Below are 25632 nucleotides of genomic sequence, written 5' to 3'. Positions count from 1 at the left end.
GGCCTGCAAAACTACGTTTTGCGGTTCAGGAAAACCTTAAGGTTTTCCTTCAACGTCAAAATCAGAGATTTTGACAGTGTTTGAGAGATTTTGTAAACATTTTTCTCCAGCTTCGTTCCGTAAACATAAATTATTAAACTTATAAATTTTAGATAATTAAATTAATTATATTTACATTCTTTAAATTAAAGGGCATGTAAATAAATTTTATAATTCCCTAATCCTAAATATTTGATTATTCACTATAAACTTTTATTTAAATACATTTACATAAGAAATGGAAAATTGATTTTTATGCTTGAAATAAAACGACATGATGGTCCAGCAAGGCTTGGAAATTATGATGAATTAAAAACACCGGCTGTTTTTAAACCAGGTATTGAATTTAAGATTATAAAGGATGAACCAATGCCATATGATGTCCCAAAGGAACTGGCAAAATGGTCTGTTAACCGGACAATTGAAAATGCAAAAGAAAGTAAAGAAAAGGGCATTGGAGTTATTCACGGCGGAAAATATCTGGATTTAAGAATAAAATGTGCAAAAGAATTAGATAAACTTGGAATCACCACATTTCTAATAGCAAATCCCAAAGAGCTTATGAGACAACCATGGGATCTGGTTGATATAATCGTAAACATAAGAGAAAATATAAACCCAAATGCAGCACTGTATTTTTCATTTGTAGACATTAATTTTATCCCGTTACTTGCTTATATGGGTGTAGACCTATTTGGAGACTTTTCATGCGACTTTTATGCTTATCTAAATATTATGCAAACTCCATCTGCAAATTACGATATAACTAAATATCAGATTTATGATCTGGATTTTGAAGAGCTTAAAGCGTACAATAAAAATACCCTGGACTTTGTAATTAAAGAGATACAGGAAAATATCAAAAATATGACCCTTAGAAATTTAGTAGATGAGCGATGCTGCACTTCCCCCGAAGCTATGTCTGCACTTAGAATACTTGATAAAAAATATGCTGATTTTTTAAAGAAATACATGCCTTTATATTAATAAAAAAGCATTTTAAAAATAAAATTAGATGGAATACGTAGTATTCCATTCATGTTTCTGCTTCTGCAATTTCTTCTTTTTTGGATAGAATTTTTTCTAATTCATCTAGTCTTATGGCGATTGGTTCTTCTTCGTATGCGCCTGGATCTTTTTCAATGCACTCTTTAACTTTGCCCTGGATTTGTCCGGCATCTTCTACGTCAATCATACTTACAATTTCCATTTGCTGCTGGAACCTTTCTAGCCCTTCATCGGGAATGTTTTCGATGAAAGGTATTGCGCCTGTTGCACCTGATATTTTTCTTTTTTCGTCTAGACCATTAGCGTGTAGAGCTTCTATGCTTTGGCCTGTAATGTGTCCCTGTACTTCTGATCCGCACAATATGAGGAATCTTATGTTGGGGTTTGATATCAGGTTTGCAACCATCTTTTCGATTCCTAAGTTTTCGGTTTTACATGGACCTGCTATGGCGGCTCCGGCATCTACTGGAATTTGTTCGTTGTGTGATCCGAGTGTTGTCGCTGCTACAGGGCTTTCAGGATCCCCTACCACGTAATCTCCGTTAATTACTGGCCATCCTTCTGCTGGTGATTTCTTTTCAGCCAATTAAAACACCTCCGAGTTTTAAACAGCGTGTAAAAAATTTCATTTTTTGCAGCCCGAAAAATCTACGATTTTTCGACGGCGTGGGCCTTTAAAAAATAGGTAAGATAAATAACGCGCTGTTTCATATTAATTATAAGTTATAACATTCATATATAAAAAAGTTTAGCATAGTCAAATTTAATTAAAAATAAGTTATTAACTGATAATTTAGGTTTTATCTGGCAAAAAAGTAATATTAAAAGTAGATTGGTTAGTTCTTAGTTAATATTGTAGCATAGTGATAGGTACCGACTTCTTCCACTTTATTTACGGCAAATCCATAATTTTTAACTATTTCTTCTATGTCTTCTGGTGTGATTCTGACATGTAATGGTGGACCATGGGTACTTTCTTCTTTTTTAAATTCAACCACAGCGAATGACCCTCCTTTCTTAATTACCCTCTGTATTTCTTTCATTACAGTTTCAACTTCATTGTTTTCAACAAACCCATGTAGAACATTACCCATGTACAGTATGTCAATACTTTCATCATCTACTGGTATTTTTTGGGTTATATTTGCAACTTCTGCATCTATATTTTTGATATTATTGCTTTCGATTTTTTCTTTAAATGCATTAATTGATTCTTCCCAAACATCAACAGCGATGATTTTACCTTCATTGCCAACTATTTTTGAGGCTGTAAGAGACATATATCCATCTCCACAACCAGCATCTAGAAATGTATCTCCTTTTTTAAGTCCAACTGTACTTAAAACTCTATTTGAGTCCAGAATTTCTTTACTTGAACGCCCGTGATGAAAATGTTTTTCAGATTCTGCCATTTTTTCCCTCTTTTATTCAGTAATTCAAAAATTTTAAAGTTATCGTGTTTTGATAGTATTGGAACTACTAAAATATTAAACTATCTGATGGCTTAAAAATTATACAAAAAATAGCTGTTTAAATCAATAAGATACAAAATAATTATTAAAACTCAAATCTAGGACATGCGCAGGAAATACTTTGTTAAACTGTAATTAATCACATTATAGCCTACTAAAAAGAATTTAACAAAATTTGATTTTAATTGTAAAGAAGATGTGGTAACAAGATGTATTTGGTATTTACATCTTGTTTTTTTTCTATTTTGATAATGTGGACTTTATTACCTGTTACATGGTTTACTTGGGTATCCGCATTTCGCTCCTGCAGCAGTTTCCCCTCGTGATCCTTTAAGTATTTTACCTCCTCCTTCTGGAGGGTTAACTATTGTTTTACCTTCAAATGTGGGTAAATCTGAATCTACCCTTGGAGTTTTGCCTTTTTCTTCTTGTTTAGTAATATCTGAGCTTGACCTTTCTTTACTTTCTTCTATCCATACTTCTGCAGTTTTTTCCTGTTCTTCCATTTCTTTTCTCTCTTTTTCTGACATACTTTTCCTTTCAGATTCTTCTTCTTTCAAGTTATCACCTCAATTGATTATATCTTAAAAATAAACTTTATCAAATTTATTTACGAATTTAAGCTTTATTGAGCTTGATAATATGATTTAAAGTGTTTTAATGGGTTTTTTATCTAAAATATTGGAAATAGAAGTATTTAATTTCTAATTTTGAAGTTCAAATTATAAGTAATTTACTACTATTTATAAAAAAAGTATTAATAATGCGTTAATTATTTTAAAATTTATCTATCTTAGTTTAGCTAATGGCAAGAATGGTTAAAATTTATTTTAAGCTTATAAAAAAAGGTAAGATAGAAAAATTAATTTTAATTCTATCTTTTAACTATTATCTGGCCTTAATCTGTTTCTTGAAAATAGGAATACTCCTATAACAAAAAGAATGGCTGAAAGAACAACTGCCCAAACTATTTGATACATGATAGTGTCCCAACTAACGGTATATGTCAGAACATAACGCAGCGCGTTTGCAACATGATACCATGGGAGAATATCATAAACCTGGATTTGCTGTCCCATGAAACTGCCAATTACCATCTGCGGCAGCTGGAAGAATGCACCAACCATGAATGTTAAAGGTACTGCTACTAGAGTTCCAAGCTGACCTGCCTGTGGGGGGCTTCTTGCAAAGGATGCTATGATCATTCCCAGAGATATGGAAGCTATACCTCCGATTATACCAATGATCACTGCCAGTATGATTGACTCAATACCTCCCTGCCAGTGGAATCCTATCCCTATAGCCACTGCAAAGAGAATTAATACTTGTGCAGCTGCAACAAGTGACCATGGCAAAAGACCGCCAAATAGGAAATCAAATGAGGTCATTTTAGAGAGTTTCAGGCGTCTAAGGGTTCCACTTTCTACTTCTCTTGTTAGTATTGTCGCTACACTGGTTGCAAGCATTAATATTGCAAATACCATCATTCCCGGTGCAAGATAGTCAAAGGCTGTAAAAGATTCTGTTCCAGGCAAGCCTTCTATTTTGCCTTGAATAAGCTTTTCTGATTGATTATTTCCATTATTTTCGATGTTAGCGGCTAATTTAGTTTGATATTCTCCTAAAACACTTGACAGCATGGCTTGAGTAATTCCAAATCCAGAATAACCAGTATCACCACGGACGATGACTGTTGACGGTGTTAAAGTTGAAATAGATTTAGAGAAATTCTCTGGAATTATAATTTCTGCGTCTACACTTCTCTGTTTTACAAGATTATCTGCCTCTGCCTCTGATGTTAAAGTGACATTAAACATATTTGTATCATTTTCTGGATACTTGACATCCTTTAGCGTATCTGTAGTCTTGTCCCCAAAGTTTATATTGGTTCCACCAGGTATTGTCACGCCCTGATCATAGTTAACTACTGCAATACTATGTGGTTCATTGTTTTCACCCATATTCCCATATGCAAATCCGAAAATTAACATAAAGAATAGTGGGAATAACAGTATGAAGAATAATCCTCTTCTGTCCCTTAAAAGTTCTTTTAAATCTTTTGAAGCTATACTCATGAATTTCATTTTTTTCACTCCCTGAGCCCTGTCCCTGTTAACTCGATGAAAACATCTTCTAAAGTGTTTTGTCGTATAGCAAGATCATCTATGTTAACATTAGATTCTTCAAGAGCTCCAATAATCTTTGGAAGTTTTCCTACAGCATCAAATGCTCTTAAATTAATCTTCCCGTCTAACTCCGCGACAGATATGATATCCTTTAGGTTTTCAAGATACTTTATGACATCTCCATTATTCTGGTTAGAAAGGGTCATTTCAACAATATCTCCTTCTCCTACCTCTTTTTTGAGATTTTTAGGGGTATCTAATTTAAGCAGCTGGCCGTGGTCAATTATAGCAACTCGATCGCTTAACCTGTCTGCTTCATCCATAAGGTGTGTTGTTAAAATAACGGTTTTACCTTCATCATCCCGAAGTGATCGGATGTAATTCCATAATACACGACGTGACTGAGGATCAAGACCTTCTGACGGTTCGTCTAAAAGTACTATTTCTGGCTGGTGAATTACAGCAAGTGCAAGATTTAAACGACGCTTCATACCTCCTGAAAGGTTAGAAACTACTGTGTCAGCTTTATCTGTAAGGAAAAGATCTTTTAAAAGAGTTTTTATCCTTTGATCCAGTTTATCTTTGGGTATCTCATACATATCTCCCATAAGTTTAAGGCTTTCGTAGCATGTAAGATTTTCCCAGAGAACAAGTTCCTGAGGACATATGCCAATGGTCCCTTTATCAATCTTTTCTACTTCTTTATTGTTGATCAGAACTTTACCGCTGGAAGGACGTAGCAGCCCTACCATCATACTGATTGAAGTCGTCTTTCCGGCCCCATTTGGACCTAAAAAACCAAAGACTTCTCCTTTTTTTATTTTTAAGTTTAAATTGTCTACAGCTAAAAAATCACCATATTTTTTGGTGAGATTTTGAGCCTCTATTACATATTCATCCATATAAATCCCTTCTTTAGTTAATTTCTGTTGCTGAATATTCCTCCAGCTATAATTAATATGCCTAAAACAATGGCAATCATTGGCCATATATAATGCCAGATATCTATTTTAATCAAATCAGATAAGCCTGCACAAATTAAAATAATTCCAATTACAAGCGGCCAGATTAGGTGGCCATATGGAAATCCAAATAGCCTGTGGCGACGATATTCACGTCTGTTGTCCATATAATTCCTCCAATTTTTAGGGTATGAATCTGAATTTAAATCATTTCTTTTTATATTGTGTGAATTTAAGAAAGCTAAATGTATAATTTAATATATTCTGTGTCTTATTACTGCTTTTTAGTGCTGTGAAAAAATTTTAAGCTTTTTGAACATGTGAAAGGCAATTATAACGAGGTAAATAATAACCATTATGAGTAAAGTGAACATATCGAACTCGATATAATCTGCACGTCCAAAGTAGATCCAGAATGCAATGAACAGCACGATCCAAACCATTGTGACTATTATAATGAAATGGACTGTTATTCTCCATATTTCTTTCAATTGGTCCACTACTTTGTCTGAAAAAGTCTTTTCAGAAGTATACATGGCTGCCGCTTCTTCTGGAGATCCCATCCTATCTATAACTTCGCGGATGACAGCTTTATCAATATCAATATTTTTTTCGGCAGCAATGGCTTCAGCACTATCTAAAATATGTGTTTCTAGCTCTTTAGCAACTTCTTTGCGCTGATTTGAGCCCATATTTTTTGTTACTTTGCTTATGTACTCGTTGACAAGGTTACACATTGTATAATCCGCCCTTTTTATTATCTTGAATATTCTCTTTAAGCCGTTCAATGACTGCACTAACTGCATTAAACGAATTTAACCATTTTGTTCTAATTTCCTTTCCGTATTCAGTTACTATGTAATATTTCCGCGGCCTTGGTCCGCTGGTTTCCCAGCGGCTAGAAAGTAGTTCATCCTTTTCGAGACGTCTAAGAAGTGGATATAACGTTCCTTCTTCCACATTTAATCCTGTTTCATTGAGGCTTTTGATTATTTCGTAGCCGTACTTCTCTTTGTCCAGAAGGCAGACCACAGCTACCTGCATAACGCCTCGCCTTATTTCAGTCTCGAATTTTTCAAGGACCTTGTCCATTGTCAACCTCCTGTTATAGTGTGTGATACATATACATGTCACATACTATACTGTACGTGGCAAGGTATATAAAAATGTTTTGCAGGGATCTATTCCATTTCCATTAATTTTTTATAAAACTCAATATCTCTTTCTAACCCTTTGATACCATATTCCAGAACAGCAAGGGAAATAGGCAGCATATTGACTCCATATTTCTCCTTTTTTTCAAGAGATTCTTTGTACATCTGCAGTTTACTTTCATAAAGCGGTTTGATTATTTTTACACGGCTTTCTTTGGGTATGAGGTCAAAAAACACTGCATGTACACTGAAATCAAAGCCGTCAATATCGGGTTCAACAGGCTCTGCTACCATTTCAAGCAGCTTTTCTCGACCTTTTTCTGTGATATGGTATATTTTTTTGCTGGTACTTCCGCCAGCTACTGTTTTTCCCTCAATAAAGCCTTCCTGCTCAAATCTTGCAAGAGTAGGGTACAAAACATTGTTATTCAGCTTAAAATAAGGATTTCCGAAAGATTCTTTGATATTCTTTTTAAGCTGATACCCATGGCTTGGTACGAGGTAAATCATACCTAGAATGATAAGGTCTGTATTTGCCATTTGATTCACGTCCAATTTTAATTAGGTTATTTTTAACTTATGTTAAATTTAACATAGGTTATTTTTAACATATAGTTTTATGGTATTTAAAGTTTTGCTAAAAACTGAGTTTAAACTCATGTCTTGACTTTGTAGTGGGCATGGTTTGGACTAAAAAATTATTGCAATTATTTAAAAAGTAAGTGCAGTGCTCAAAATACTTGAATAATAACTTACATAATTATAAATATCAGATGGAAGGTGAACAAAATGATAGAAAAACTTGAAGTAAGCTTAATCAATGAAAATGTTCATAATTTCAAAAAAGGGGAATTTGGGGTGGAAAAAATTGAAATTGATGAAGATAGGGGCTTAATTGAAGTAACATACGGTGCTAAAGAAGACGGCATCAAACATGTAATAATTCCTCTTCAAAATATTGAAAAATGTGACTATATGGAAAAAGTAGGGGGAAAAGTTGAATCTGAAGTAGAGACGAAATAATTTCAGACTAATCAATATTTAAATAACATAATTTGTAATAATCAATTCATTAATTTTTCCTCTTTTTGAGGCATCGGAGTTTATATGTCTTTTTGCTGGAATTCTGTTAATATTGTAATTTTTGTAAAGATCATCAAAGAAATGGTCATTAATGTCCTTGTTTTTAGGGTCTGAATTACTGAGCATCAAATATGTTCCTTGTTTGTCCATTTGCTCAAAAAACATTGATAATCTGACCTGATCTTCATCAAAGAAGCCGTCTTTAGAATAACTTGTGAAGCTTGAGGTTCTATTTAGCGGACGATATGGGGGATCAAGATACACGAAACTATCTTTTTGTATATATTCGCTGGAACTTGTAAAGTCTCCACAGAAGATTTCAGTATTCTTTAAAGCTTTATTTACTTTGATAATGTTTTCTTCATCATAGATACTTGGATTTTTATAACGTCCAAAGGGAACATTAAATTCTCCTTTCCTATTTTGTCTGAAAAGCCCGTTAAAGCATGTTTTATTTAAAAATATGAGATAAGCAGCTCTTTCGATCCATTCATCATTGAAACTACTGTAATTGAAATTTTCAATTTGTTTATTATATTTGTCTCTAATCTGGTAGTAGTATTCCTTTCGCATATCTTCTGATTTTTGAAGGTGTTTATGCTTAATTTCGCTTAATCTATCTATTAATGCTTTATAATCTCCCTGTATAACTTTATATGCTATTATTAATTCGGGATTAATATCAAAAATAAATGATTTTTTTATATCATATTTTCTCTTTAAAAAGAAGAACATTGCCCCTCCGCCAATAAAAGGTTCAATGTATGTTTCAATGAATTTACTGCCCTTTATTTTTGATGGTAATCTTTTATCAAATTCATCAAGTAACTGTGTTTTCCCGCCAGCCCATTTTAAAAATGGTTTTGCACTAAAATCATTATTCTTTTGCATATTTTTTACAATCCGAGAATTATATAATATCTAGGGGTTACTGGTTATCCAGAACCTCCTCAGGCGCCCCGCAAATCTTTACTAAATACTCTGCTTCCATAAAATGAAGGTCTCCAGGTATGATCATACAGTGGAGAGGCCCGCCGAAGTCCTCTTTAATTAAATTTTTAATTTTATCTGCACGTACAAATGGTTTGTCTGACCCTGCCCTTGCAATTCCTACTGCTATAGTATCTTCGGTTATAGCTCCTTCTTTTCTTTCTTCTTCAACTTTTAAGAGATATTCTAAACCTTCATTTACAGTCATATATCTGTTTTCATCAGCCCTGATATCTAAAAGTACCAGTGTATGGGCATTAAATTCCATATTGGCTTTTATGGCAGTATACGGTGAATGAGGGAAAAAATTTTTATCTGAAAATGGCACGGTGGTTACCTTCCCGAATTTATAAGCTTGGAGTCCTGCAAGCCCTGGAGCAGCAGATAAAATGGAAGATGCATGAATAACTGTGGTTTCAATGTTTCTTTTTTTAGCTTCAATCATCAAATCTGTGTGTGTAGTTGCAATTAGGGGATCTCCTGCAGTTAAAAATCCAACATTTTTATCCTTTGCAGATTCTAAAATGATATTTTCTTCTTCAACTTCACTTCGCTTCAAAACAACTATATCTTTTCCTATCATGAATTTTAATGCATCTAATGTTGTTCCAAAAAGATTTGCAGTGTAAAATTCAGCATATACAACATCAGCTTTCCTCAAAGCTTCAATTCCCTTTAATGAAATGTCTTTTTCATCATAAAGTCCTAAACCAATAAAATAAAGCATATTAACACCTCAATTTCCTGTAAAGATTTCATTTAATAAATATAATCTATAAATACATTTTAGCTCCTAATTAACGAGTAAAAATATTTTGTATATTTTTAAATTTAAACCATAATTATCAGAATGATTATATTTTAATCATGATAATATTTAGGTATACCAACTTAAAGCTTTAATTACGAGGAAAATCATGATAGGTCTAAAAATTCCCAAAGATATGGCAAATGATGTGCGCAAAATTTTATTGAATCATTCACTACTGAATCTTGACGCTAGAATAAAACGTGAAGATGATTTTGTTATACTTCCCCTTAATGAAAAGCCAGATCAAGATATGCAGGAGCTAATTGGACAAAAATGTGAAATAATAGAAACTGCATTTGAAATGCAAAAAAGAGGCCCCCTGAGCCTTAAAGATTATCTAAAGGGTAAAATTGATGATAAGACGATTGATGAAATAAGGGGATCATTTGATATAATTGGTGACGTTGTTATTTTAGAGATACCTGATGATCTGGAAGATTATAAAGAGCTAATTGGGGAAGCTGCACTAAAATTTACAAAAAGAAAAGCGATTTTTAGAAAAACAAGCGAAATTAAAGGAATTATAAGGACAAGGGAACTGGAACATATTGCTGGAGAAGATATATCTGAAACTGTTCACCAGGAATTTGGATGCAGGCTAATGCTTGATGTTAGAAATGTATATTTCAGCCCTCGACTGGCAACTGAGAGAAAAAGAGTGGCGGACAGCGTAAAAGACGGCGAAGTGATCGTGGATATGTTTGCTGGAGTTGCCCCGTTTCCTGTGCTCATTGCAAAAAATCATGATGTGACTGTTTATGCGATTGACATTAACCCTGAAGCCTATAAATATGCAGAGAAAAATATTGAGCTTAATAGAGTCCAGGATAAAGTAATCCCAATCTTAGGGGATGTCAGGGAAGTTCTGGAAAATAAAGACATTAAAGCAGATATGATAATCATGAATCTCCCGGGAAGTGCATATGAATTTCTGGACACTGCGGTGCAGCATATAAAACCTGGAGGGATCATTCACTACTACGAGTTTTCTGAAAGTTTTGAAAAACCCATTGCGAGACTTAAAGAGGCTGCTTACCCTAGGAAAGTTGAAATTCTCGATAAACGTAAAGTTCGCTCCAGAAGCCCCGGTAAATGGCATATGGGTATCGATGCCCGAGTTTTTTGATTTGGGATAAGCGAGTAAACTTTATATAATAAAATATTCTATATCTTATGTTTTCAGTTAGGAAATATTAATTTTATACATAAGATGATTTATTATGCGTTGCGAGAAATGTGGAACTCAAAATCCTCCAAATTTCACCTTTTGCATATGTTGTAATGCAAAATTAGAACTACTTGAGGAAAACACAAATGGGTATTTAGTATGCAGTGAATGCGGGGGTTACTATGAACTTCAAGAAGGAGAAAATCCAGAAGACTTTGACTCATGTGAATGCGGCGGCCAGCTGGTATTTTACTGGTATAAAGAAGAGTTTATAAATGATATATAACCTAAAGATTATATATGGTGTGACTAATATTGTAAATTAGAATAAATTTAATTTTATTTTAATAATATTAAAATATAAGACATGTTTTTAAATCTATTCTTTATATTATGGGGTTCTCAAGAAGTAAATAAAGATATATTTAAATAAAAAGAGAATTAACCTTTTTTATGTAGTAACATTTGTTAATACCTATTATTAATTAGAAGGTGTCTATAATATGTTTTGTAAGGACTGCGGAACTCAAAACCCAGATGATGCTAAATACTGTTCAAGTTGCGGTGAAAGATTAACATCGCCACTGGGAGAACAGATGACTCAATCACCGACTCCTATTAAAGAAGTTAAAAGTAACTATAATAAGTGGATACGTGCTTTAGGCTTTATTTTAGGTGCTTTATTGTTATCAGGTTCTTTATCCTCAGGATGGCCCTACTATTTTCAATCGGGAATACAATTAGTTCTTATCTGTGAAGTCTTCATAACTTTAATGTCTATATTCTTGATTTTGTTAGTATCATTTCCTGAGTATATGAATGACAAATTAGGGCATTGGATTGACATAGAAAGTAAATATGTTGTAATAGTGGCTATTATGATACTGCTGTTGTTTCTAGTTGCAGGAATTGAACCAGAACCTTTTGGTGGCTGGTGGAACTACAATGGAACTTTGTAAACTAATTTGATTGGAAAAAATAATAATAAATTGATATAATTAATAATTAATGGAGCTTAAATGAATTAAAAAGGCTCCAAAATACCTTCTTCAGTAATTATGCCTGTAATCAAGTCACTGGGCACAATATCAAATGAGGGATTTTCAACTTCAGTTCCTTCAGGTGCAACTCTACATTCGCCAAAGTAAAGGACTTCATTAGGGTCTCTTTCTTCTATTTTAGTATCATATATTGAATTTTCAAAATCGAATGTACTTTTAGGGGCTGCGACGTAAAATGGCACATCAAACCGTTTTGCAGCAAGAGCAACCATCAAAGTACCTATTTTATTGGCTATTCCACCTTTTGCAACTCTATCTGCACCAACAACTACTTTATTTACTTTTCCTGTCTGCATCATCCTTGCTGCAGCGTTGTCCACGATTAACTTCACTGGAATATTTTCCTGCTGCATCTCAAAGACGCTTAACTTTGCGCCCTGGCAGAAAGGCCGGGTTTCATCACATATGACTTTAATTTTCTTTCCTTCTTCAAATGCAGCCCTTATAACTCCTAAAGCAGTCCCATAATCTACACAGGCAAGAGCTCCTGCATTACAATGGGTTAAAATTGTGTCTCCATCATCTACTACTTCTGCGCCGTGTTTTCCAATGGCTTTATTTGTTTCGATGTCTTCATCGTACATTTTTAAAGCTTCTTCAAGTGCATTATCTGATTTAAGCACTCTGTCAACTGCCCAGAAAAGATTTACTGCTGTTGGACGCGCAGCTTTGATTTCTTCTCCTGCATTTTCGAGGTCAACACCTTCTAATTCTGCAAGTGCCATTCCAAAGGCTGCAGCAACTCCTATTGCAGGGGCACCGCGTACTTTCATGGTTTTAATGGCGTGAATTACATCTTTATAAGTTTTGCAGTGGTAATAAACCAGTTCATGAGGTAATTTAGTTTGATCAATGAGTACAAGTTGATTATCTTCCCAGAACATTGTTTTCATTAAAATTTCTCCTTAATTAGTATATTCCTATTTGGATAAAACAAAAAAAATAGTTACTGTTTTTAGTAAAAATAAAAAGATTTAAAAAAAGGATAGATCCTTAGTTTATTTAATAGTGGCTTGCTGGAGTCATATCCAGGTGTTTGTCTTCTTTACCAGGAACTCCGTATGCATCTGCTCTACATTGGGTACATGCTCTAAATACAGGTATTATTTCTTCAATAGCATCTCTTACCTGACTTATTTGTGCGCATCCTGGTTTTTCGTAATCTTTGAATTTGTTAAGTGGTATGAGAGGGATTACATTCATTAAAGAAGCCCCTCGTTTTTTGACTTCTTTTGCAATATCAATTATATGCTCGTCGTTTAATCCTGGAATCAGTACAGCGTTAACTTTTACCACTACATCTTTTTTTGCAAGTTTTTCTATGCCTTCAAGCTGGTTTTTGGAGAGTATTTTAAATGCTTCTTCTCCCTTGTACATTTTACCGTCATAGAAAACTCCGCTGTAAATTTCTTTTCCTATTTCAGGATCAACTGCATTTACGGTGACTGTCACTGAATTTATACCTAATTCGGCAATTAGATCGGCTTTATCTGGTAAAAGAAGTCCGTTTGTACTCATACATTTTATAAGTTCAGGAAACTCCTTGCCTGCACGTTTAAAGAATTCAAATGTTTCATCGTTAAATAGGGCATCTCCAGGGCCTGCAACACCCACCACAGAAATTGGCATCTCACCTGTAACTTTCCTGACATGTTCTATTGCATCATCGACAGTCATGACTCTTGAAGCAACTCCTGGACGGACTTCACATTTGTTGATGTCCCTTGTACAGAAATTACATTGAATATTACATTTTGGTGCAATTGGAACGTGAATTCTTCCAACTTTATCGTGCATTTTTTCATTAAAGCAGGGGTGCACTTTTGTTATATGGGCAAACTTACTTTCTTTCATTTTATTATCTCCTTAAGAGGCTTTAATTATTATTTAAGTTTTTTAATCATCTCATCTCGCTTTTTGATCCATTCGTCTTTAATAATTTCATCAGAACAGACCATTGCAATAACATTACCTTCTGATAAATGGTCTATAACCCTAAAGCCTTCAGGTATTATTCTGAATATGGCATCATATACCTTTTTTTTTAAGTCCTCTTGGGGGTCGTGGATAATAATTCCTTCCACTTTGGCTTTAGGATTGCTTATTATAATCTCATATCTGCTGGGCTGTTGTATATTTTCCCTTCCTTCAATTTCCCATAATTTTTGAAGTAACTCTGGAAGGTAAGTTTCATCTTTAACCCTTATGTATAAGTTGTTTTCATCTTTTTTATATTCATACTCTGCAAGATCGTCAATTGTAAGGGGAGATGCAGCTTTTTCATATTCGACTACAATGATAAATACAGGCTCTCTTGGGTCTGCAAACACTTTCATATCTTTAATTGCTCTTGAAACCTGGAGATCTTGTAATGTCTGTCTTATAACCATTTCATAGACTTTTGCACCGTTTTCATCGTAAGATTCAACTATCATTTAATATCTCCATGCAGACAACTACTTTTTCCCTAAACCTGATACTAGAAGCGCAGCACCAACTGCACCGATGTATTGTGAATTTTCTGGCACAATAACTTTGATACCGCCAAGAACTGTACTTACAGCTTCTACAAGGCCTTCTACAAGTGATGTTCCTCCTACCTGAATCAGGGGCTCACGAACATCAATTTCCTGGAGCTGCTGTTCATAAACTTGTTCTGCTACAGAGTAACACGCAGCGGCTGCCACGTCTTCTTTGGTACCTCCTGCAGCAAGTGAAGTAACCAGATCCTGAATACCGAATACCATACAGTAACTGTTTAAAAGAACATTCTTGTAATTTCCTTTTAAAGCCAGTGCTCCAAGTTCACTTATATCCACTCCCAATCTTCGTGAAGTTATTTCCAGGAACCGTCCTGATGCTCCGGCACAGATTCCCCCCATGGTGAAGTTATCTGGAATTCCGTTGTTAACAGTTATAACCTTGTTGTCCATACCACCAATGTCTAACACAGTAGCTTCACCTTTTTGACTGTCTGCAAGGTAAACAGCTCCTTTTGAGTTTACACTGAGTTCTTCCTGGATTAATGCAGCATTGTAGTGTTTTCCTATGGTCAGCCTTCCATATCCAGTTACACCCATACCGTCGACATCGTCTAATTTATATCCAGTTCCCTCAAAGGCGCTTTTCATCCCATCTTCTGCAGACTGGATAACATCGGTTGTTGGGAGCCATCCTGTTCCTATTATCTTGTTGTTTTCCATTAAAGTAACTTTTGTGGTGGTTGAACCAGAATCTATCCCAATTGTGAGACCGTCCTGTTTTTCACGTGCAAGGAGGCTTTTTCTGGCAACAATTGTTGTCAGTGCTTCCATTCTTATGAAAAGCTCGTCAGCTTTGGTTTTTTCTGTAAATGAGTAGGTCACAACAGGTAAGTTAGTATTCTCCTGTATAAGCCTCCTCAGTTCATTTCTAACCAGTGCACCCTCTGCACATCTAAAACAGGTTGCAATGAATACGGCATCTGCGGTTGATTTTCCTTCAACCAGGGACATTGCCCTTGCTATCATAAGCTTGATACCGCTACTTGCAGCGGCAAACCCGAATTTTTCATAAGCTTCATCAATGTAATCTAAATCTGCCTCAGGAATAACAATTTCCGCGTCAAAAGTCGCGGCAGCTTTTTCTATTTCCTTTTGAATACCACTGTATTCTGTTCCGCAGGATAATTGGGCTATCTTAACCATTTTTTTCCTCCAGTGAGTCTAAAAAAGTGTTAATTTTGTTTACCATTTCTATGGCTTCTTCTCTTGTAGTTGGATATTGAAGTTCGAGTATAGGGATGTCCTTCTTTCTTAGGTAGTACATGGAAAGTTCATTAGTTCTGGCACAGCCTATACAACCAAATCCATAAGGAGCTTCCTGCATGATTATTGCAGCTTCTGCTTCATCTATTAAAGGCCCGAATATGGCCATTCTGCCCCTTACTCCTGATGGTACTTCAATAGCTGCATATTTAAGTCCTTTTATTGGTTCTGCTTCAGTTATGTTAAGTGGAGGTGAATCTATCTCCACATCTGTAACTTTTTTTCTTACTTCTTTCATTAGTGAAAGTGGTTCGTGTCCTCGTCGTTCAACTAAATCCGATAAAATTAATGAATTTGGAGGGAATATAGCTATTTTCAATTAAACATCTCCTGTAACTGTTATCTGGATAAGTCTCCTTTTATTTTTAAATTTGTAAAATGCATCATCATACTAATAAAACTCACCTTTGGGTGTTTCAGATTTTATGAGGTCCGGTCTCCTTGCTATCTGCATGAGGTCACTGAATATTCCTCTTGTTAGGTCTACAATTCCTACTGCACCGATAACTTCATTTTTTTCAATTATGGGGACAACCACCACTGGAATTCCTTCGTAAATGCCAGTTTCAGGTGTTTCATGGATAAGCTTGCCATTTTTTAATACTTTTTCAAGGACAGGGCCGGTATAATTATAATCTACAATTTCGCCCTCTTCTATTCTAACTCCATTGGAGTTTTTGCAGCGCATTGTTATGGGTAATTTATTCACAAGCTGGTGGATAGCGAGTGCCATTGGGGCTATCTCTTTACTATTTGAAGAAGAAGTTATCTGCATTTTTATCATTCCTCTTAATATTTTATAAATATATGATCTTAGGAATTTTTTTAATTATGCTCGAAAATTTATAATTTTAGGCCCCATTGAAAACCTATGGTTTTCGAGGCTTTTCACTTTCTTCTATGAGCTTTTTGAATTCATCAGGCGAAATTTTCTTTGGTTTTTCCACATGGACTTCCCGTGGATTTTCAAGAGCTTCCCTTAAGCAGTCCAGCAGTTCATATTCTTTTTCGAGCTGATGGAAACCTTCTCTTGCTGCCCCTCTTTTGGCTCTGCAACGCCTTGTATCTCCTGGGGGGAATCCTCTATCTTTTGTAAATATATTACATGGATCTAATTCTCTTATTTTAGTTACAGCTTCTTTTACAACAGGTTCGTCCCCGTGTATTATAGCTCCATAACATGTTGATTTAATGGTAAGTGGAAGTTCCATCATATGAATTTTTTGAACCAGTTCTGCCTGATTTATTTGTGCAGATGGTCCCAGTACTATCATACGGGTAACTTTAGAATTTTCAGAGTTTTCTTGAGACATAAACTGTCGCCCCCTCTTTAAATTTTTCAAGGTTTTCAAGTCCTTTTACAATATGGCCAACGACATTGGTCCCGGCAAATGGTTCTCCGGTAGGGCCAAATTCGTTATTATCCTCAAATCTCACTCCAATCATTCCTACATGTCTTCTTGACATGTTGGTTATTCCAATTTGACCTGCATTTATGCATTGTGATGGAATATTTTCGGGGACAAGTCCTCGTGCTTCTTTTGCTTTTCCCTCAAACATCATTACCTTCATTCCGGGGAATGCGAAGTGAACTTTAAGAGATCCTATGGGATAATCAAGAAGTCCTGTAATTTTCTGGAAGTACCATGAAGATCTTGGTGCATTATCATCTATATCGATGTAGATTATTTCATCTTCCTTAACTCCAAGTGTTTTTACCTTTTTAGCACTGATAATTTCAGTTGTATACAATGGATTTTGACTTACAACTATTGCATCATCGTCATCTAAGCCCTCACGTATTTGTTCTATACCTCGTGAGTATAGATACTCTTCTGCTTCTTTTTGGGTCATAGAAAGTGTCATTACCCTTTCAGGGTCTGCTTTAACTGTGATATAATCTCCAGTATTTGCAATATCTAAAAGTTGTATTCCTTTATTAACGTGCCCTATAACTGTATGGGGGGGTGTAGAAACCCTGTCTTCTCGGTAAATGTAAACCCGTCCAGTTCCTTTGCCTGTATTTCTGAGGGTGACTGTTCCTCGTGTTCTTTGATCTATATATTCTGAAGGTTTTGAAAGCCCTTGTAATCTGTAAAACCCTACAAAAGAATTAGATTCATAGTCTACCTTGATTTTACCGTCTTCAGATAATGCAAAGAAATGTTCAACAGACTGTGGAGATTTGAATTCAGGATTAATTAAAACATAAGTAAATAATTCGTTTCCTTCAGTAATGGGTGTATCTAAATCGATTACTGTGGCGCTTTTTACAGTGCTGCTTCGTTCTATAACAGGTTTAATTTCTTTTACTGTATCGTCATCTGTGAGATTAAGTAGAGTCCGTTTACCACCAAGTACCTTAGCAAAAACTCCATTACTTCCTTCAGGAACACCATACACTGCTTCATGTTTGGATTTACTTAAGATGATATGGGTTGAATCTGCAGTAAAACCTGAAAGGCTTATAATAACATCCCATTTTCCATATTTATATTCATCTCTTGTTGGAGTAAGGTTTGTTTTAATAGGTCCAAGAGAAACTTCACTGGAGGTCGTCCACCGCACTTCCTGATTCTCAAACTCTTTATACATGTTTTTCCATACTTCAACTAAATTTGAAGGGCTGTTTTCAAGTAGTTCAATTATCACGCTTCCTTTACTGGTTTTTATTTTGTATTTATTCACGTGCTTTTCAAATTCCTCTTTACCCTTAATAATACTGAGGACACAGCCTTCCATATATGGTGCATTTGCAGCTTTGATAGCATCCTTTATTGTAGAACCCTCAGGGAGGTCTATTTCTTCTCCATTGACCCTTACAAACATTAAATCTCCTCATGGACTAATTTTATGAATGATTTATTTAGATTGAGTAATTCTTCCTTTTTGAGTTATATCTATGAAATATTTATTGAACTTTAATATGAACCGCCAGATATTTGCAGTGATTCAATTCTTTAATCATAGTGCTTAATTTATTTAATCATTATATGTCTAATAATTTATGTTGTGAGGTAATTTTATGATCGTTCCTCTTTAACACCAGTTATTTTATCCTTTTGGAAGTCAAATAAGACTGCTTTTTGGTCTTCATGAGTCACATAAAGCTTTTTATCTTCAATAATTTCTCCAGCGACTGAAGCGGTTATATTGACTTCTTTAAGCAGTTCAATACACCTGTTTACATTACTGCTTTCTGCAGTAAGAACAAAACCGGATCCTGGATATAATTTGAGCCACTGCTCCCAGTTTACATTTTCATTTCGCGGGATCTTTTCAAGTTCGATGGTTGCACCTACATATGACGCTTCAAGTAGCATTCCAAGCGTACCTAAAGTTCCGGGATTGCTTATATCTTTACCTGCAGTTACCAGTTTTTCACTGCCTATCTTATTCATAACTTCAATCTGGGCCTGTACAAGTTCATCACTTTTCATTGTGGTTGTATCCCAGTTAAGATCGAATTGAGGATGCAGTTTTCCATCAATATCAATTGCAATTATAACCTTGTCGCCTATATTAGCATCACAACTTGTAATAACATCATCTTTATTTACTATCCCTGTAATAGACACATCTAAAGCATTGTATGGTGTATCTGGATGTAAATGGCCCCCTACCATAGGAACTCCAAACTTTTTAACTCCTTCATTAATACCTTCCATAATTTCATTGCATATTTTTTTGTCTTTTGTAGAAATAACATTGGTCATACCAATTGGTCTTCCGCCCATAGCAGCAATATCATTCACGTTAACTAAAACTGAACAGTAACCAGCCCAGCGTGGATCAGCTTCCATAAGTTTTCCCCACATTCCATCGGCTGCAAGAAGGGCTAATTTTTCATTTCCTATTTCTATGGCAGATGCGTCGTCGCCAAAGCTTAAAATAGTATTTCCAGCAATATTATAGGTCTCTTTTAAAATATTTGCAATATGATTTATGGAATTTTTTCGTGTAATTCCTTCAAAATTTTTTATAGAATCAATGAGAGAGTTTAAATCCACTTGTACACCTCAGTTTTCTTTTATTTTAAAGCAAGTGGTGTTATTATTTATAATCTGTAGTATTTCATTTTTAAAACTTTCGATATTTTCTGTTTCTATGATTTCTTCTTCATTGAAGAGCTCATGGAAGATTTTTTGGCCAATGATATCATCATGGCCACTTTGAAGTTCTATTATTAAGGATTTGCTATTTTTAAACCCTTTTTCCACCACTTTATCAATATCACCATCGGTAATTCCAATTATGGGAACTCCAAATCTATAAAGAATATCCCCTGCAACAAGAGTAGTATCATCTCCAACTGTTACAACAATATCCGCGTCTTTTAGTTTGTAAATATCTTCTGCAGCATGATTTAAAAAGGCTACATTGAATTTATCTTCATTTTTAGGTTTTTCAACGACTCTTGGAGTGACTTCTGATCTTCTAAGCAGTCCTGTTTTTATTACCACTTTGGTTAAATCAACTCTGCCGAGTTTTTCGACCCCGTGTTTTTTAAGGGTCCCTCCAATTATTTCAGTTATAATCCCATCTTCTGCAACTAAAGTAACGTCAAATGAAGTTGATTTACCAATGACGAGCCCATTTACAAATATATTTTCATTAGGAGATACGCCTGCAACCTTTCTGCGAGTTTGTGTGACTTCACTTTTCACCAATTCATTCTTTATTTCTTCCGCGTCAACAACTTTTAAGCATAATCTCCCCGCTATTTGATTTGCAAATTCACTTAATGAGCTATCCCAGGCTATGACGCTTCCGTCCACTTCACCTGGTCTCTCAATTTGAATTAAAGGAGGAACGTTTTCACATCTGCTCCAAACTTTAAATCCGAATGCATGACCAGTTACGCTGGATTTTCCATAGTTTATTAAGAATATAACATCGCAATTATGAACAAATTTTTCAATAGATTCGCTTGGAAACAATTTTTGGCTTATGTCTATCTTATCCTCAAGTCCTGCATCATATACTGCAGTTCTACCCATTGTTCCTCCAAGTCGTGCCTTTACATCTCCATAATATTGAAGTAAGTTCAAAATTTTCTTGGCATAACCTGAATCAACTATATATGGTCCATGCACAACTACACCAATTTTCATAATCTCTTTCTCTGGATGAATTATATATTAAAATTATCGCTGAACGTGCAGCTTTAAAAAATAATTATGTGATATTTTTATTCTTTTTAGATAAGATTTAATTAGAGAATTACTTTTATTTTTATCTTTAAAAGAGTTATATTGGCTAAATATTATTTAACAGCCTTTATTCTTTTTCTAAAAACAGGAGATCCACATATTTCACATTCTTCAAATTTATAGTCTGATGGATATCTTTTTTTACATCCTTTGCAGATCTTGACCCAATTAATAATTTCTTTTATTCCCTGGGTTAAAACGCTTTTATAATCAATTCTAATTGTCTTAAGGGTATTTTGCATGGAGTAATCATCGGTTACAACAATTGGTTTAAATCCATTTCTTTTGAATTTAAATGCAAGTGCTACGATACCTCTATCAACATCAGAAAGCCGCAGGATATCGCCTGAAGATGTAATAATGCGGTTAATTTCTTCTGTATCTTCAGGATCAGGTTCATCTACTTTAATATGTCCATTTTCTAGGGCAGACTGCAGTAATATTTTTGATTTTAAGTCTTTAATTTCTAAAATAGCACCGCTTGTGGTAAAATTAGCATAGCTTTTTGAATAAAAGCCCCCTATTATTGCAGACGCGTCCAAAACGTAAATCTTTTTTTGCATAATACCAGTTATTAATTTTTAAAAATAATAAATTTATCTAATCATTTAAAACATTCAGGCTTAAATAGGCATTTTCGCACTCCATTATCATAAAATACAGAAAGTTTTTATGCGATGAAATACAAATAAAGGTATGCAGGGAGGGCGAATTAGACTCCTCTTAATTTTTCCGCAAAAATTAAACCGCCTCTGAATTGGATCTAATGCCCTCCTGGTTTCCAAATTGTTTCTACGACTTTTTATCTAATTTGCAGCATTGATTCGATCTAATGCCATTTAGTTATGGTTTGATTGGATAACATATAAATCTTTTGATTTCTTATTACTGTTAAATGGGTCTGAATGTTCATTTTAAGACTTATTATCCTTAGATTAATTTTATTCTTCGTTATTTTTAGATAGGGGTCTTATTTTAGGATTAAAAATTAATTTTACTGGTTATATAATAATGTATATATTTAGAATATAATAGAAATAAATAATATAGTATATGGGGCATATATATTATCGATTAAATCGTATTTAGTTATTAAACTCAAAATATTTCCTTATTTAATTAATATCAGGAATACAGGATGATTTTATGAAAAGCGAAAGTATGAAAGAGCATAAAAAACAAGCGCCCAAATCTGTAAATGGTGCAGTTATAACATTAAGTGACTCTAAATATAATGATTTTTTGTTGAATAAGGACAGTGATGTATCTGGAAGTTTAATAAAAGATGCATTAAGTGAAAACAATAACCTTGTTTTTTACTCAGTGATACCTGATGATGCAGGACTTCTTGTTTCAACTATAGGAAATATAATAGAAAATTATGATGTCGATGTTATCATAACAACTGGGGGAACTGGAATCGGGCCTCGGGATATAACAATTGAAACTTTAAAGCCCCTGTTTAATAAAGAACTAAATGGATTCGGAGAAATATTTAGGTATGAATCATATAAAGAGATTGGAACTGGTGCTATTTTAAGCAGGGCAACCGCGGGTGTTTATAAAAATAAATTGATAATAGCTCTTCCAGGATCTCCAAATGCTGTGAGTTTAGGTTTAAAAATAGTAATACCTGAACTTGGCCATCTTGTCAAGCATTTAAGAGATTGATAAAATCTATTTTTTAAGTATTCAAAATAAGGAATAATAAATAATTTATTTCTTCTTATTGGAATTCTTCTATTGAAATTAAAGGCTCTAAAGTAATTCCTTCTTTTTTAAGGTTTTCAACGGCCCCTTCAGCCCTATCAACAACTACAATTGCTTTTTTAACTATTCCGCCGTTGTCTTTAATGGCCTTAATTGCTTTAATAAGAGAACCGCCGGTTGTAGTTACGTCTTCAACCACAACAACAGAATCTCCTTCTACAAGTTCTCCTTCTATTAGTTCAGCTGTCCCGTAGCCTTTTTTGGCTTTTCTTATCATAAGCATGGGGATAGATGACTCAAGGGATATGGATGTTGCTATAGGTACAGCTCCTAAAGCAGGGCCTGCAATTTTATCTATTTTATCATCAATTATCTGGTTTGCTACAATTTTTGCAACCTGTTTTAGGATTTCGGGGTTTGTAATGGCCATTTTCATGTTTACATAGTAGTCGCTTTCTTTTCCAGAAGCCAGTGTAAATTTACCAAACTTGATAACTTCCTCTGCCTTTAAAAGGTCTATAAGTTTCTTTTTTTCGTTATTCATTAACATCACTAGATAGATTTGTTTAGACTATATATCTGGATCTATTTAATCATTTTTCCAGGGCTTGCGCACCGCTTACATATACCTTTTGAAACATCATAGCAGCTTTTACAGACTATACTTCCACATAAAGGGCAGCTATGCATTTTACCTGCTTTTCCACAAACACTGCAGATTCCAATCAGTTCCAAAATTAACACCCAGTTTAAATTTTAAAATTAAAATAAAAGGTTTTAATTAAATCATTCAAACACAAAAAATCAAAGATTATAGGCCTAATTCTTGTGTTTCTAACCCTGGTTCATCTATATACTCTTTAAGGAGTATTTTGTCCCCTATTTGTTTAACCATATCATAAGGTATGACATTTTCTTCTTTAGATATTCCTATGCTTTCTGAAATGCCCCCTTTTCCAACTACAATTGCTTCTATTCTTTTGGTACCTAGATTAACTTCAATATCCTTTACTTTCCCAATTATAGTTGCAGAGCTATCTAAAACTTCTTTTCCCACAATTTCTTCCACTACTCTCATGATATCACCATTTTTTTTACATATAGAATATAAATTGTAATGTAATGACTTCAACATATAGTTATTTTTAATTAAGTTTCACATGGTACATATACTTTCATACATTCCATTTTTAAAAAGTATAATCAAAAAATATCATTTTAAATCTATTCTTTTTGTTTGCTGCTTGAAAATATTGAGTGAAATGTTTTTATATTCTTTATTCTTGTCTTATTAAATTATAATTTATTCATAAAAAACCGAAAACTTTAAATATCAAAAATAAAACATATAACATAAAGCATAAAACATATTTCATAAAAGGATGATGATTGGATGGGAGCGGTAACAGTATGCATTCCGGATGAATTGGAGATAGCATTCAGGAGAATCACACGACAAAAATATGGCGACAAACAAGGGCGATTATCTCGTGGGGCTACAGAGGCTTTCTATGACTGGTGTAGAAAAGAAGGATTTGAATACTCTCATCCTGAAGATGAAAACGTTCAATGCGAATAGTTTGAGGTGAATTAAATGATTGATTTAGGAATCCAAAAAGGAAGCGCAAACTACGACGACGACTATGAAACCATGTACCTTTCTCAATTAGAACCAGAAAGTGAAATAACTGGTGAAATATACGTCGGGGAATTAAAATCCAAGGAAATTAAAGGTAAAGAAGTACAGGAGTTCTATGTTATAATCACAGATCGTGAAAACAAGCAAAAATGGATATGTGGGCTTATAACATCAGCATACTTCGATGATGAGGTTGCTAAAATATATGGAGAAAAAGGTGGCAGGATCTACGAATTAATAGACAGTTTAAGCCACGCTTTAAACGATACTGAGCTAGATCAGCTTGAAAGTTACTCTGTTGTTTTTGATACATTCCGAGAAACAGTGAACAAGAGTGTCAAAAGCGTAACAGTAAAAGCAGTTCAGGCAAGTAACCCAAACGCAAGAACTCCAAATCTCAAAATTGTAAAAGCAGACGAGTTTGAAGACGAAGAATAATCGTTTTTTACCTTTTTTTTACTTTATTACTTAAAACACTGTAAAATTTTAATTTTGCAATGTTCAATTTATTTTTTTTAAAATTTAATTTAGTTAATACTTCAATTTCTTATTCCAGCTATGCATTTAACTAACGATACGAGTAATAGCCATGGTAAAATTCAAAGTAGAAGAAAATCCAAGCATTGAGAAAACAAATGAAATTCTAAAGGATGGGCTCAAAAATAAAGCCATCATAATAATTACGGCATGCTGCAGGGTATTTTATGAAGGTAGGGCTAAAAGTAATCTTGAATTAGGTGATCGAGTAATTATAATAAAGCCTGATGGATCTTTTTTAATTCACAAAAGTGAGAAAAGAAATCCTGTAAACTGGCAGCCTCCAGGATGTACTGTTAAATTTAAAGTTAAAGATGATTTAATGCTTATAAGAAGTATTCGGAAAAATCCAAAGGAGATTCTGGATGTTGAAATTTCAAAAACTTACATGGCAACATATTTCATTGCTAAAGACTATGAAGAACTGGATTTGATTGGAAGTGAGGAAGACATGGCCAACATTATTTTCTATGAAAATCCTGAAGTTATTGAAGAAGGATTCAAACCAATTGCAAAGGAAAAATCCATCTCAAATGGAGTAATTGATATTCTTGGAAAAGATAAAAATGGAAACATGATGGTTTTAGAAATTAAAAGGGTTAGGGGGAGTTTGGGCGCGGTAAGTCAGCTTAAGCGTTATGTAGATAATTTAAAGGAAGAAAATGAAGGTTTAAGGGGAATGTTAGTGGCACCTTCTATTACAGACAGCGCTATGAAACTTTTAAAAGAATATGGGTTGGAATTTAAGGAGATGCACCCTCCTAAGAAAATCAAGAAAGAAGATATCATAAAATTAGATTTTTTTGATTAAGTCATTGTTTGTTTTAAAATTTAAAAATTAAGTAATTAACTA

The 25632-nt window shown here is 34.2% G+C and carries 34 protein-coding genes; 9 read left to right on the top strand and 25 right to left on the bottom strand.

From position 1 onward, the window contains the following. The first annotated feature begins 294 nt into the window (after positions 1 to 294). Positions 295 to 1026 (top strand): archaeosine tRNA-ribosyltransferase, encoded by a 732-nt coding sequence (locus tag AAGU07_RS05365; protein WP_342458119.1) that lies wholly within the window; start codon positions 295 to 297, stop codon positions 1024 to 1026. A 49-nt stretch (positions 1027 to 1075) separates the two neighbouring features. Here the strand turns inward: AAGU07_RS05365 and mtrA are convergent, their stop codons facing one another. The 9 genes from mtrA to AAGU07_RS05320 form a co-directional block, all read right to left on the bottom strand. Further along, complete coding sequence (gene mtrA / locus AAGU07_RS05360) at positions 1076 to 1633, bottom strand: tetrahydromethanopterin S-methyltransferase subunit A (RefSeq protein ID WP_342458118.1); 558 nt, start codon at positions 1631 to 1633, stop codon at positions 1076 to 1078. Positions 1634 to 1883: 250 nt separating this feature from the next. Next, positions 1884 to 2459 (bottom strand): methyltransferase domain-containing protein, encoded by a 576-nt coding sequence (locus AAGU07_RS05355; RefSeq protein WP_342458117.1) that lies wholly within the window; start codon positions 2457 to 2459, stop codon positions 1884 to 1886. A 323-nt stretch (positions 2460 to 2782) separates the two neighbouring features. Next, positions 2783 to 3079 carry a hypothetical protein gene (locus AAGU07_RS05350; RefSeq protein ID WP_342458116.1) on the bottom strand — a complete coding sequence of 99 codons (297 nt, stop codon included), beginning with the start codon at positions 3077 to 3079 and terminating at the stop codon, positions 2783 to 2785. 321 nt (positions 3080 to 3400) lie between these two features. Continuing rightward, the gene (locus AAGU07_RS05345) at positions 3401 to 4603 is read right to left on the bottom strand and encodes an ABC transporter permease (protein ID WP_342458115.1); all 1203 of its coding nucleotides are present in this window, start codon (positions 4601 to 4603) and stop codon (positions 3401 to 3403) included. A gap of 5 nt (positions 4604 to 4608) precedes the next feature. Continuing rightward, a complete protein-coding gene (locus AAGU07_RS05340; protein ID WP_342458114.1) occupies positions 4609 to 5547 on the bottom strand; it encodes an ATP-binding cassette domain-containing protein in 939 nt (312 codons plus the stop codon). A gap of 17 nt (positions 5548 to 5564) precedes the next feature. Further along, a complete protein-coding gene (locus AAGU07_RS05335) occupies positions 5565 to 5774 on the bottom strand; it encodes a hypothetical protein (protein WP_342458113.1) in 210 nt (69 codons plus the stop codon). A 117-nt stretch (positions 5775 to 5891) separates the two neighbouring features. Next, a complete protein-coding gene (locus tag AAGU07_RS05330) occupies positions 5892 to 6344 on the bottom strand; it encodes a hypothetical protein (protein ID WP_342458112.1) in 453 nt (150 codons plus the stop codon). Then, positions 6337 to 6699: a PadR family transcriptional regulator gene (locus tag AAGU07_RS05325; protein ID WP_342458111.1), complete on the bottom strand. Its 363-nt coding sequence runs from the start codon at positions 6697 to 6699 to the stop codon at positions 6337 to 6339. The genes AAGU07_RS05330 and AAGU07_RS05325 overlap by 8 nt, the downstream gene beginning before the upstream one ends. Positions 6700 to 6788: 89 nt before the next feature. Further along, a complete protein-coding gene (locus AAGU07_RS05320) occupies positions 6789 to 7301 on the bottom strand; it encodes a PadR family transcriptional regulator (RefSeq protein WP_342458110.1) in 513 nt (170 codons plus the stop codon). A 249-nt stretch (positions 7302 to 7550) separates the two neighbouring features. On the opposite strand from AAGU07_RS05320, the gene AAGU07_RS05315 reads away from it, so the two are divergent. Then, on the top strand, positions 7551 to 7784 hold the full coding sequence (locus tag AAGU07_RS05315; RefSeq protein WP_342458109.1) for a hypothetical protein: 234 nt from the start codon (positions 7551 to 7553) through the stop codon (positions 7782 to 7784). Positions 7785 to 7802: 18 nt separating this feature from the next. Here the strand turns inward: AAGU07_RS05315 and AAGU07_RS05310 are convergent, their stop codons facing one another. After that, positions 7803 to 8735, bottom strand: a complete 933-nt coding sequence (locus AAGU07_RS05310; protein WP_342458108.1) for a DNA adenine methylase — start codon at positions 8733 to 8735, stop codon at positions 7803 to 7805. Positions 8736 to 8772: 37 nt separating this feature from the next. Beyond that, the gene (dph5, locus tag AAGU07_RS05305; protein ID WP_342458107.1) at positions 8773 to 9561 is read right to left on the bottom strand and encodes a diphthine synthase; all 789 of its coding nucleotides are present in this window, start codon (positions 9559 to 9561) and stop codon (positions 8773 to 8775) included. Between the two features lie 190 nt (positions 9562 to 9751). Here dph5 and AAGU07_RS05300 point away from each other — a divergent pair, with 190 nt between their 5' ends. The 3 genes from AAGU07_RS05300 (at position 9752) to AAGU07_RS05290 (ending at position 11772) form a co-directional block, all read left to right on the top strand. After that, positions 9752 to 10771, top strand: coding sequence for a class I SAM-dependent methyltransferase family protein (locus AAGU07_RS05300; RefSeq protein ID WP_342458106.1), 1020 nt, complete (start codon positions 9752 to 9754; stop codon positions 10769 to 10771). Positions 10772 to 10865: 94 nt separating this feature from the next. Then, the gene (locus tag AAGU07_RS05295; protein WP_342458105.1) at positions 10866 to 11099 is read left to right on the top strand and encodes a hypothetical protein; all 234 of its coding nucleotides are present in this window, start codon (positions 10866 to 10868) and stop codon (positions 11097 to 11099) included. Positions 11100 to 11316: 217 nt separating this feature from the next. Further along, complete coding sequence (locus tag AAGU07_RS05290; protein ID WP_342458104.1) at positions 11317 to 11772, top strand: zinc ribbon domain-containing protein; 456 nt, start codon at positions 11317 to 11319, stop codon at positions 11770 to 11772. Positions 11773 to 11837: 65 nt separating this feature from the next. Here AAGU07_RS05290 and mtnA read toward each other — a convergent pair whose 3' ends face one another. The 11 genes from mtnA to AAGU07_RS05235 form a co-directional block, all read right to left on the bottom strand. Next, complete coding sequence (mtnA, locus tag AAGU07_RS05285; protein WP_342458103.1) at positions 11838 to 12767, bottom strand: S-methyl-5-thioribose-1-phosphate isomerase; 930 nt, start codon at positions 12765 to 12767, stop codon at positions 11838 to 11840. Between the two features lie 109 nt (positions 12768 to 12876). Further along, positions 12877 to 13728, bottom strand: coding sequence for a radical SAM protein (locus AAGU07_RS05280; protein WP_342458102.1), 852 nt, complete (start codon positions 13726 to 13728; stop codon positions 12877 to 12879). Positions 13729 to 13757: 29 nt separating this feature from the next. Next, positions 13758 to 14309: a methanogenesis marker 17 protein gene (locus AAGU07_RS05275; RefSeq protein WP_342458101.1), complete on the bottom strand. Its 552-nt coding sequence runs from the start codon at positions 14307 to 14309 to the stop codon at positions 13758 to 13760. A gap of 21 nt (positions 14310 to 14330) precedes the next feature. Continuing rightward, positions 14331 to 15560, bottom strand: coding sequence for a methanogenesis marker 15 protein (locus tag AAGU07_RS05270; RefSeq protein ID WP_342458100.1), 1230 nt, complete (start codon positions 15558 to 15560; stop codon positions 14331 to 14333). Then, complete coding sequence (locus AAGU07_RS05265) at positions 15553 to 15999, bottom strand: methanogenesis marker 5 protein (RefSeq protein WP_048080160.1); 447 nt, start codon at positions 15997 to 15999, stop codon at positions 15553 to 15555. Before AAGU07_RS05265 ends, AAGU07_RS05270 begins: the two co-directional genes overlap by 8 nt. Before the next feature lie 72 nt (positions 16000 to 16071). Then, on the bottom strand, positions 16072 to 16464 hold the full coding sequence (locus AAGU07_RS05260) for a DUF2111 domain-containing protein (protein ID WP_342458099.1): 393 nt from the start codon (positions 16462 to 16464) through the stop codon (positions 16072 to 16074). Positions 16465 to 16549: 85 nt separating this feature from the next. Continuing rightward, positions 16550 to 16993 (bottom strand): methanogenesis marker 6 protein, encoded by a 444-nt coding sequence (locus AAGU07_RS05255; protein ID WP_069583334.1) that lies wholly within the window; start codon positions 16991 to 16993, stop codon positions 16550 to 16552. Further along, positions 16974 to 18509 (bottom strand): methanogenesis marker 3 protein, encoded by a 1536-nt coding sequence (locus AAGU07_RS05250; RefSeq protein ID WP_342458098.1) that lies wholly within the window; start codon positions 18507 to 18509, stop codon positions 16974 to 16976. The genes AAGU07_RS05255 and AAGU07_RS05250 overlap by 20 nt, the downstream gene beginning before the upstream one ends. 194 nt (positions 18510 to 18703) lie before the next feature. Beyond that, the gene (locus AAGU07_RS05245; protein WP_342458097.1) at positions 18704 to 19690 is read right to left on the bottom strand and encodes a methanogenesis marker 2 protein; all 987 of its coding nucleotides are present in this window, start codon (positions 19688 to 19690) and stop codon (positions 18704 to 18706) included. A gap of 9 nt (positions 19691 to 19699) precedes the next feature. Further along, positions 19700 to 20794 (bottom strand): DUF2117 domain-containing protein, encoded by a 1095-nt coding sequence (locus tag AAGU07_RS05240; protein ID WP_342458096.1) that lies wholly within the window; start codon positions 20792 to 20794, stop codon positions 19700 to 19702. A 152-nt stretch (positions 20795 to 20946) separates the two neighbouring features. Then, positions 20947 to 21456, bottom strand: coding sequence for a ribonuclease VapC (locus AAGU07_RS05235; protein ID WP_342458095.1), 510 nt, complete (start codon positions 21454 to 21456; stop codon positions 20947 to 20949). 583 nt (positions 21457 to 22039) lie between these two features. Here AAGU07_RS05235 and AAGU07_RS05230 point away from each other — a divergent pair. Further along, complete coding sequence (locus tag AAGU07_RS05230; RefSeq protein WP_342458094.1) at positions 22040 to 22564, top strand: MogA/MoaB family molybdenum cofactor biosynthesis protein; 525 nt, start codon at positions 22040 to 22042, stop codon at positions 22562 to 22564. Positions 22565 to 22619: 55 nt separating this feature from the next. Here the strand turns inward: AAGU07_RS05230 and pyrE are convergent, their stop codons facing one another. The 3 genes from pyrE to AAGU07_RS05215 all read right to left on the bottom strand — a co-directional run bounded on the left by pyrE (position 22620) and on the right by AAGU07_RS05215 (position 23681). Then, entirely contained in the window at positions 22620 to 23147 is a 528-nt protein-coding gene (gene pyrE, locus AAGU07_RS05225; protein ID WP_342458093.1) for an orotate phosphoribosyltransferase, read from the bottom strand. Positions 23148 to 23188: 41 nt separating this feature from the next. Next, complete coding sequence (locus AAGU07_RS05220; RefSeq protein WP_342458092.1) at positions 23189 to 23338, bottom strand: orotate phosphoribosyltransferase; 150 nt, start codon at positions 23336 to 23338, stop codon at positions 23189 to 23191. 76 nt (positions 23339 to 23414) lie between these two features. Next, a complete protein-coding gene (locus AAGU07_RS05215; protein ID WP_069583326.1) occupies positions 23415 to 23681 on the bottom strand; it encodes a PRC-barrel domain-containing protein in 267 nt (88 codons plus the stop codon). Between the two features lie 315 nt (positions 23682 to 23996). Between AAGU07_RS05215 and AAGU07_RS05210 the strand changes: the two genes are divergently transcribed. The 3 genes from AAGU07_RS05210 to nucS all read left to right on the top strand — a co-directional run bounded on the left by AAGU07_RS05210 (position 23997) and on the right by nucS (position 25590). Next, positions 23997 to 24182: a hypothetical protein gene (locus AAGU07_RS05210; RefSeq protein WP_048080148.1), complete on the top strand. Its 186-nt coding sequence runs from the start codon at positions 23997 to 23999 to the stop codon at positions 24180 to 24182. 15 nt (positions 24183 to 24197) lie between these two features. Beyond that, positions 24198 to 24680 (top strand): hypothetical protein, encoded by a 483-nt coding sequence (locus tag AAGU07_RS05205; protein WP_342458091.1) that lies wholly within the window; start codon positions 24198 to 24200, stop codon positions 24678 to 24680. A gap of 151 nt (positions 24681 to 24831) precedes the next feature. Then, complete coding sequence (gene nucS, locus AAGU07_RS05200) at positions 24832 to 25590, top strand: endonuclease NucS (protein ID WP_342458090.1); 759 nt, start codon at positions 24832 to 24834, stop codon at positions 25588 to 25590. The last annotated feature ends 42 nt before the right edge of the window (positions 25591 to 25632 follow it).

The organism is Methanobacterium sp., from assembly GCF_038562635.1.
Classification (GTDB): Archaea; Methanobacteriota; Methanobacteria; order Methanobacteriales; family Methanobacteriaceae; genus Methanobacterium_D.
Note: the sequence above shows the minus strand (reverse complement) of the source record. Positions and strands in the feature narration are given on the sequence as shown.

What these genes read in the sequence shown, in the direction of transcription:
- mtnA (WP_342458103.1), bottom strand. Translation starts at nt 12,767, where the DNA reads ATGAAAACAATGTTCTGGGAAGATAATCAACTTGTACTCATTGATCAA.
- AAGU07_RS05280 (WP_342458102.1), bottom strand. Translation starts at nt 13,728, where the DNA reads ATGAAAGAAAGTAAGTTTGCCCATATAACAAAAGTGCACCCCTGCTTT.
- AAGU07_RS05270 (WP_342458100.1), bottom strand. Translation starts at nt 15,560, where the DNA reads ATGGTTAAGATAGCCCAATTATCCTGCGGAACAGAATACAGTGGTATT.
- AAGU07_RS05325 (WP_342458111.1), bottom strand. Translation starts at nt 6,699, where the DNA reads ATGGACAAGGTCCTTGAAAAATTCGAGACTGAAATAAGGCGAGGCGTT.
- AAGU07_RS05330 (WP_342458112.1), bottom strand. Translation starts at nt 6,344, where the DNA reads ATGTGTAACCTTGTCAACGAGTACATAAGCAAAGTAACAAAAAATATG.
- AAGU07_RS05255 (WP_069583334.1), bottom strand. Translation starts at nt 16,993, where the DNA reads ATGTCTCAAGAAAACTCTGAAAATTCTAAAGTTACCCGTATGATAGTA.
- AAGU07_RS05345 (WP_342458115.1), bottom strand. Translation starts at nt 4,603, where the DNA reads ATGAAATTCATGAGTATAGCTTCAAAAGATTTAAAAGAACTTTTAAGG.
- AAGU07_RS05295 (WP_342458105.1), top strand. Translation starts at nt 10,866, where the DNA reads ATGCGTTGCGAGAAATGTGGAACTCAAAATCCTCCAAATTTCACCTTT.
- AAGU07_RS05355 (WP_342458117.1), bottom strand. Translation starts at nt 2,459, where the DNA reads ATGGCAGAATCTGAAAAACATTTTCATCACGGGCGTTCAAGTAAAGAA.
- AAGU07_RS05275 (WP_342458101.1), bottom strand. Translation starts at nt 14,309, where the DNA reads ATGATAGTTGAATCTTACGATGAAAACGGTGCAAAAGTCTATGAAATG.
- AAGU07_RS05300 (WP_342458106.1), top strand. Translation starts at nt 9,752, where the DNA reads ATGATAGGTCTAAAAATTCCCAAAGATATGGCAAATGATGTGCGCAAA.
- AAGU07_RS05340 (WP_342458114.1), bottom strand. Translation starts at nt 5,547, where the DNA reads ATGGATGAATATGTAATAGAGGCTCAAAATCTCACCAAAAAATATGGT.
- AAGU07_RS05215 (WP_069583326.1), bottom strand. Translation starts at nt 23,681, where the DNA reads ATGAGAGTAGTGGAAGAAATTGTGGGAAAAGAAGTTTTAGATAGCTCT.
- pyrE (WP_342458093.1), bottom strand. Translation starts at nt 23,147, where the DNA reads ATGAATAACGAAAAAAAGAAACTTATAGACCTTTTAAAGGCAGAGGAA.
- AAGU07_RS05290 (WP_342458104.1), top strand. Translation starts at nt 11,317, where the DNA reads ATGTTTTGTAAGGACTGCGGAACTCAAAACCCAGATGATGCTAAATAC.
- AAGU07_RS05240 (WP_342458096.1), bottom strand. Translation starts at nt 20,794, where the DNA reads ATGAAAATTGGTGTAGTTGTGCATGGACCATATATAGTTGATTCAGGT.
- nucS (WP_342458090.1), top strand. Translation starts at nt 24,832, where the DNA reads ATGGTAAAATTCAAAGTAGAAGAAAATCCAAGCATTGAGAAAACAAAT.
- AAGU07_RS05310 (WP_342458108.1), bottom strand. Translation starts at nt 8,735, where the DNA reads ATGCAAAAGAATAATGATTTTAGTGCAAAACCATTTTTAAAATGGGCT.
- AAGU07_RS05320 (WP_342458110.1), bottom strand. Translation starts at nt 7,301, where the DNA reads ATGGCAAATACAGACCTTATCATTCTAGGTATGATTTACCTCGTACCA.
- AAGU07_RS05260 (WP_342458099.1), bottom strand. Translation starts at nt 16,464, where the DNA reads ATGATAAAAATGCAGATAACTTCTTCTTCAAATAGTAAAGAGATAGCC.
- AAGU07_RS05335 (WP_342458113.1), bottom strand. Translation starts at nt 5,774, where the DNA reads ATGGACAACAGACGTGAATATCGTCGCCACAGGCTATTTGGATTTCCA.
- dph5 (WP_342458107.1), bottom strand. Translation starts at nt 9,561, where the DNA reads ATGCTTTATTTTATTGGTTTAGGACTTTATGATGAAAAAGACATTTCA.
- AAGU07_RS05365 (WP_342458119.1), top strand. Translation starts at nt 295, where the DNA reads ATGCTTGAAATAAAACGACATGATGGTCCAGCAAGGCTTGGAAATTAT.
- AAGU07_RS05210 (WP_048080148.1), top strand. Translation starts at nt 23,997, where the DNA reads ATGGGAGCGGTAACAGTATGCATTCCGGATGAATTGGAGATAGCATTC.
- AAGU07_RS05230 (WP_342458094.1), top strand. Translation starts at nt 22,040, where the DNA reads ATGAAAAGCGAAAGTATGAAAGAGCATAAAAAACAAGCGCCCAAATCT.
- AAGU07_RS05235 (WP_342458095.1), bottom strand. Translation starts at nt 21,456, where the DNA reads ATGCAAAAAAAGATTTACGTTTTGGACGCGTCTGCAATAATAGGGGGC.
- AAGU07_RS05315 (WP_342458109.1), top strand. Translation starts at nt 7,551, where the DNA reads ATGATAGAAAAACTTGAAGTAAGCTTAATCAATGAAAATGTTCATAAT.
- AAGU07_RS05205 (WP_342458091.1), top strand. Translation starts at nt 24,198, where the DNA reads ATGATTGATTTAGGAATCCAAAAAGGAAGCGCAAACTACGACGACGAC.
- AAGU07_RS05250 (WP_342458098.1), bottom strand. Translation starts at nt 18,509, where the DNA reads ATGTTTGTAAGGGTCAATGGAGAAGAAATAGACCTCCCTGAGGGTTCT.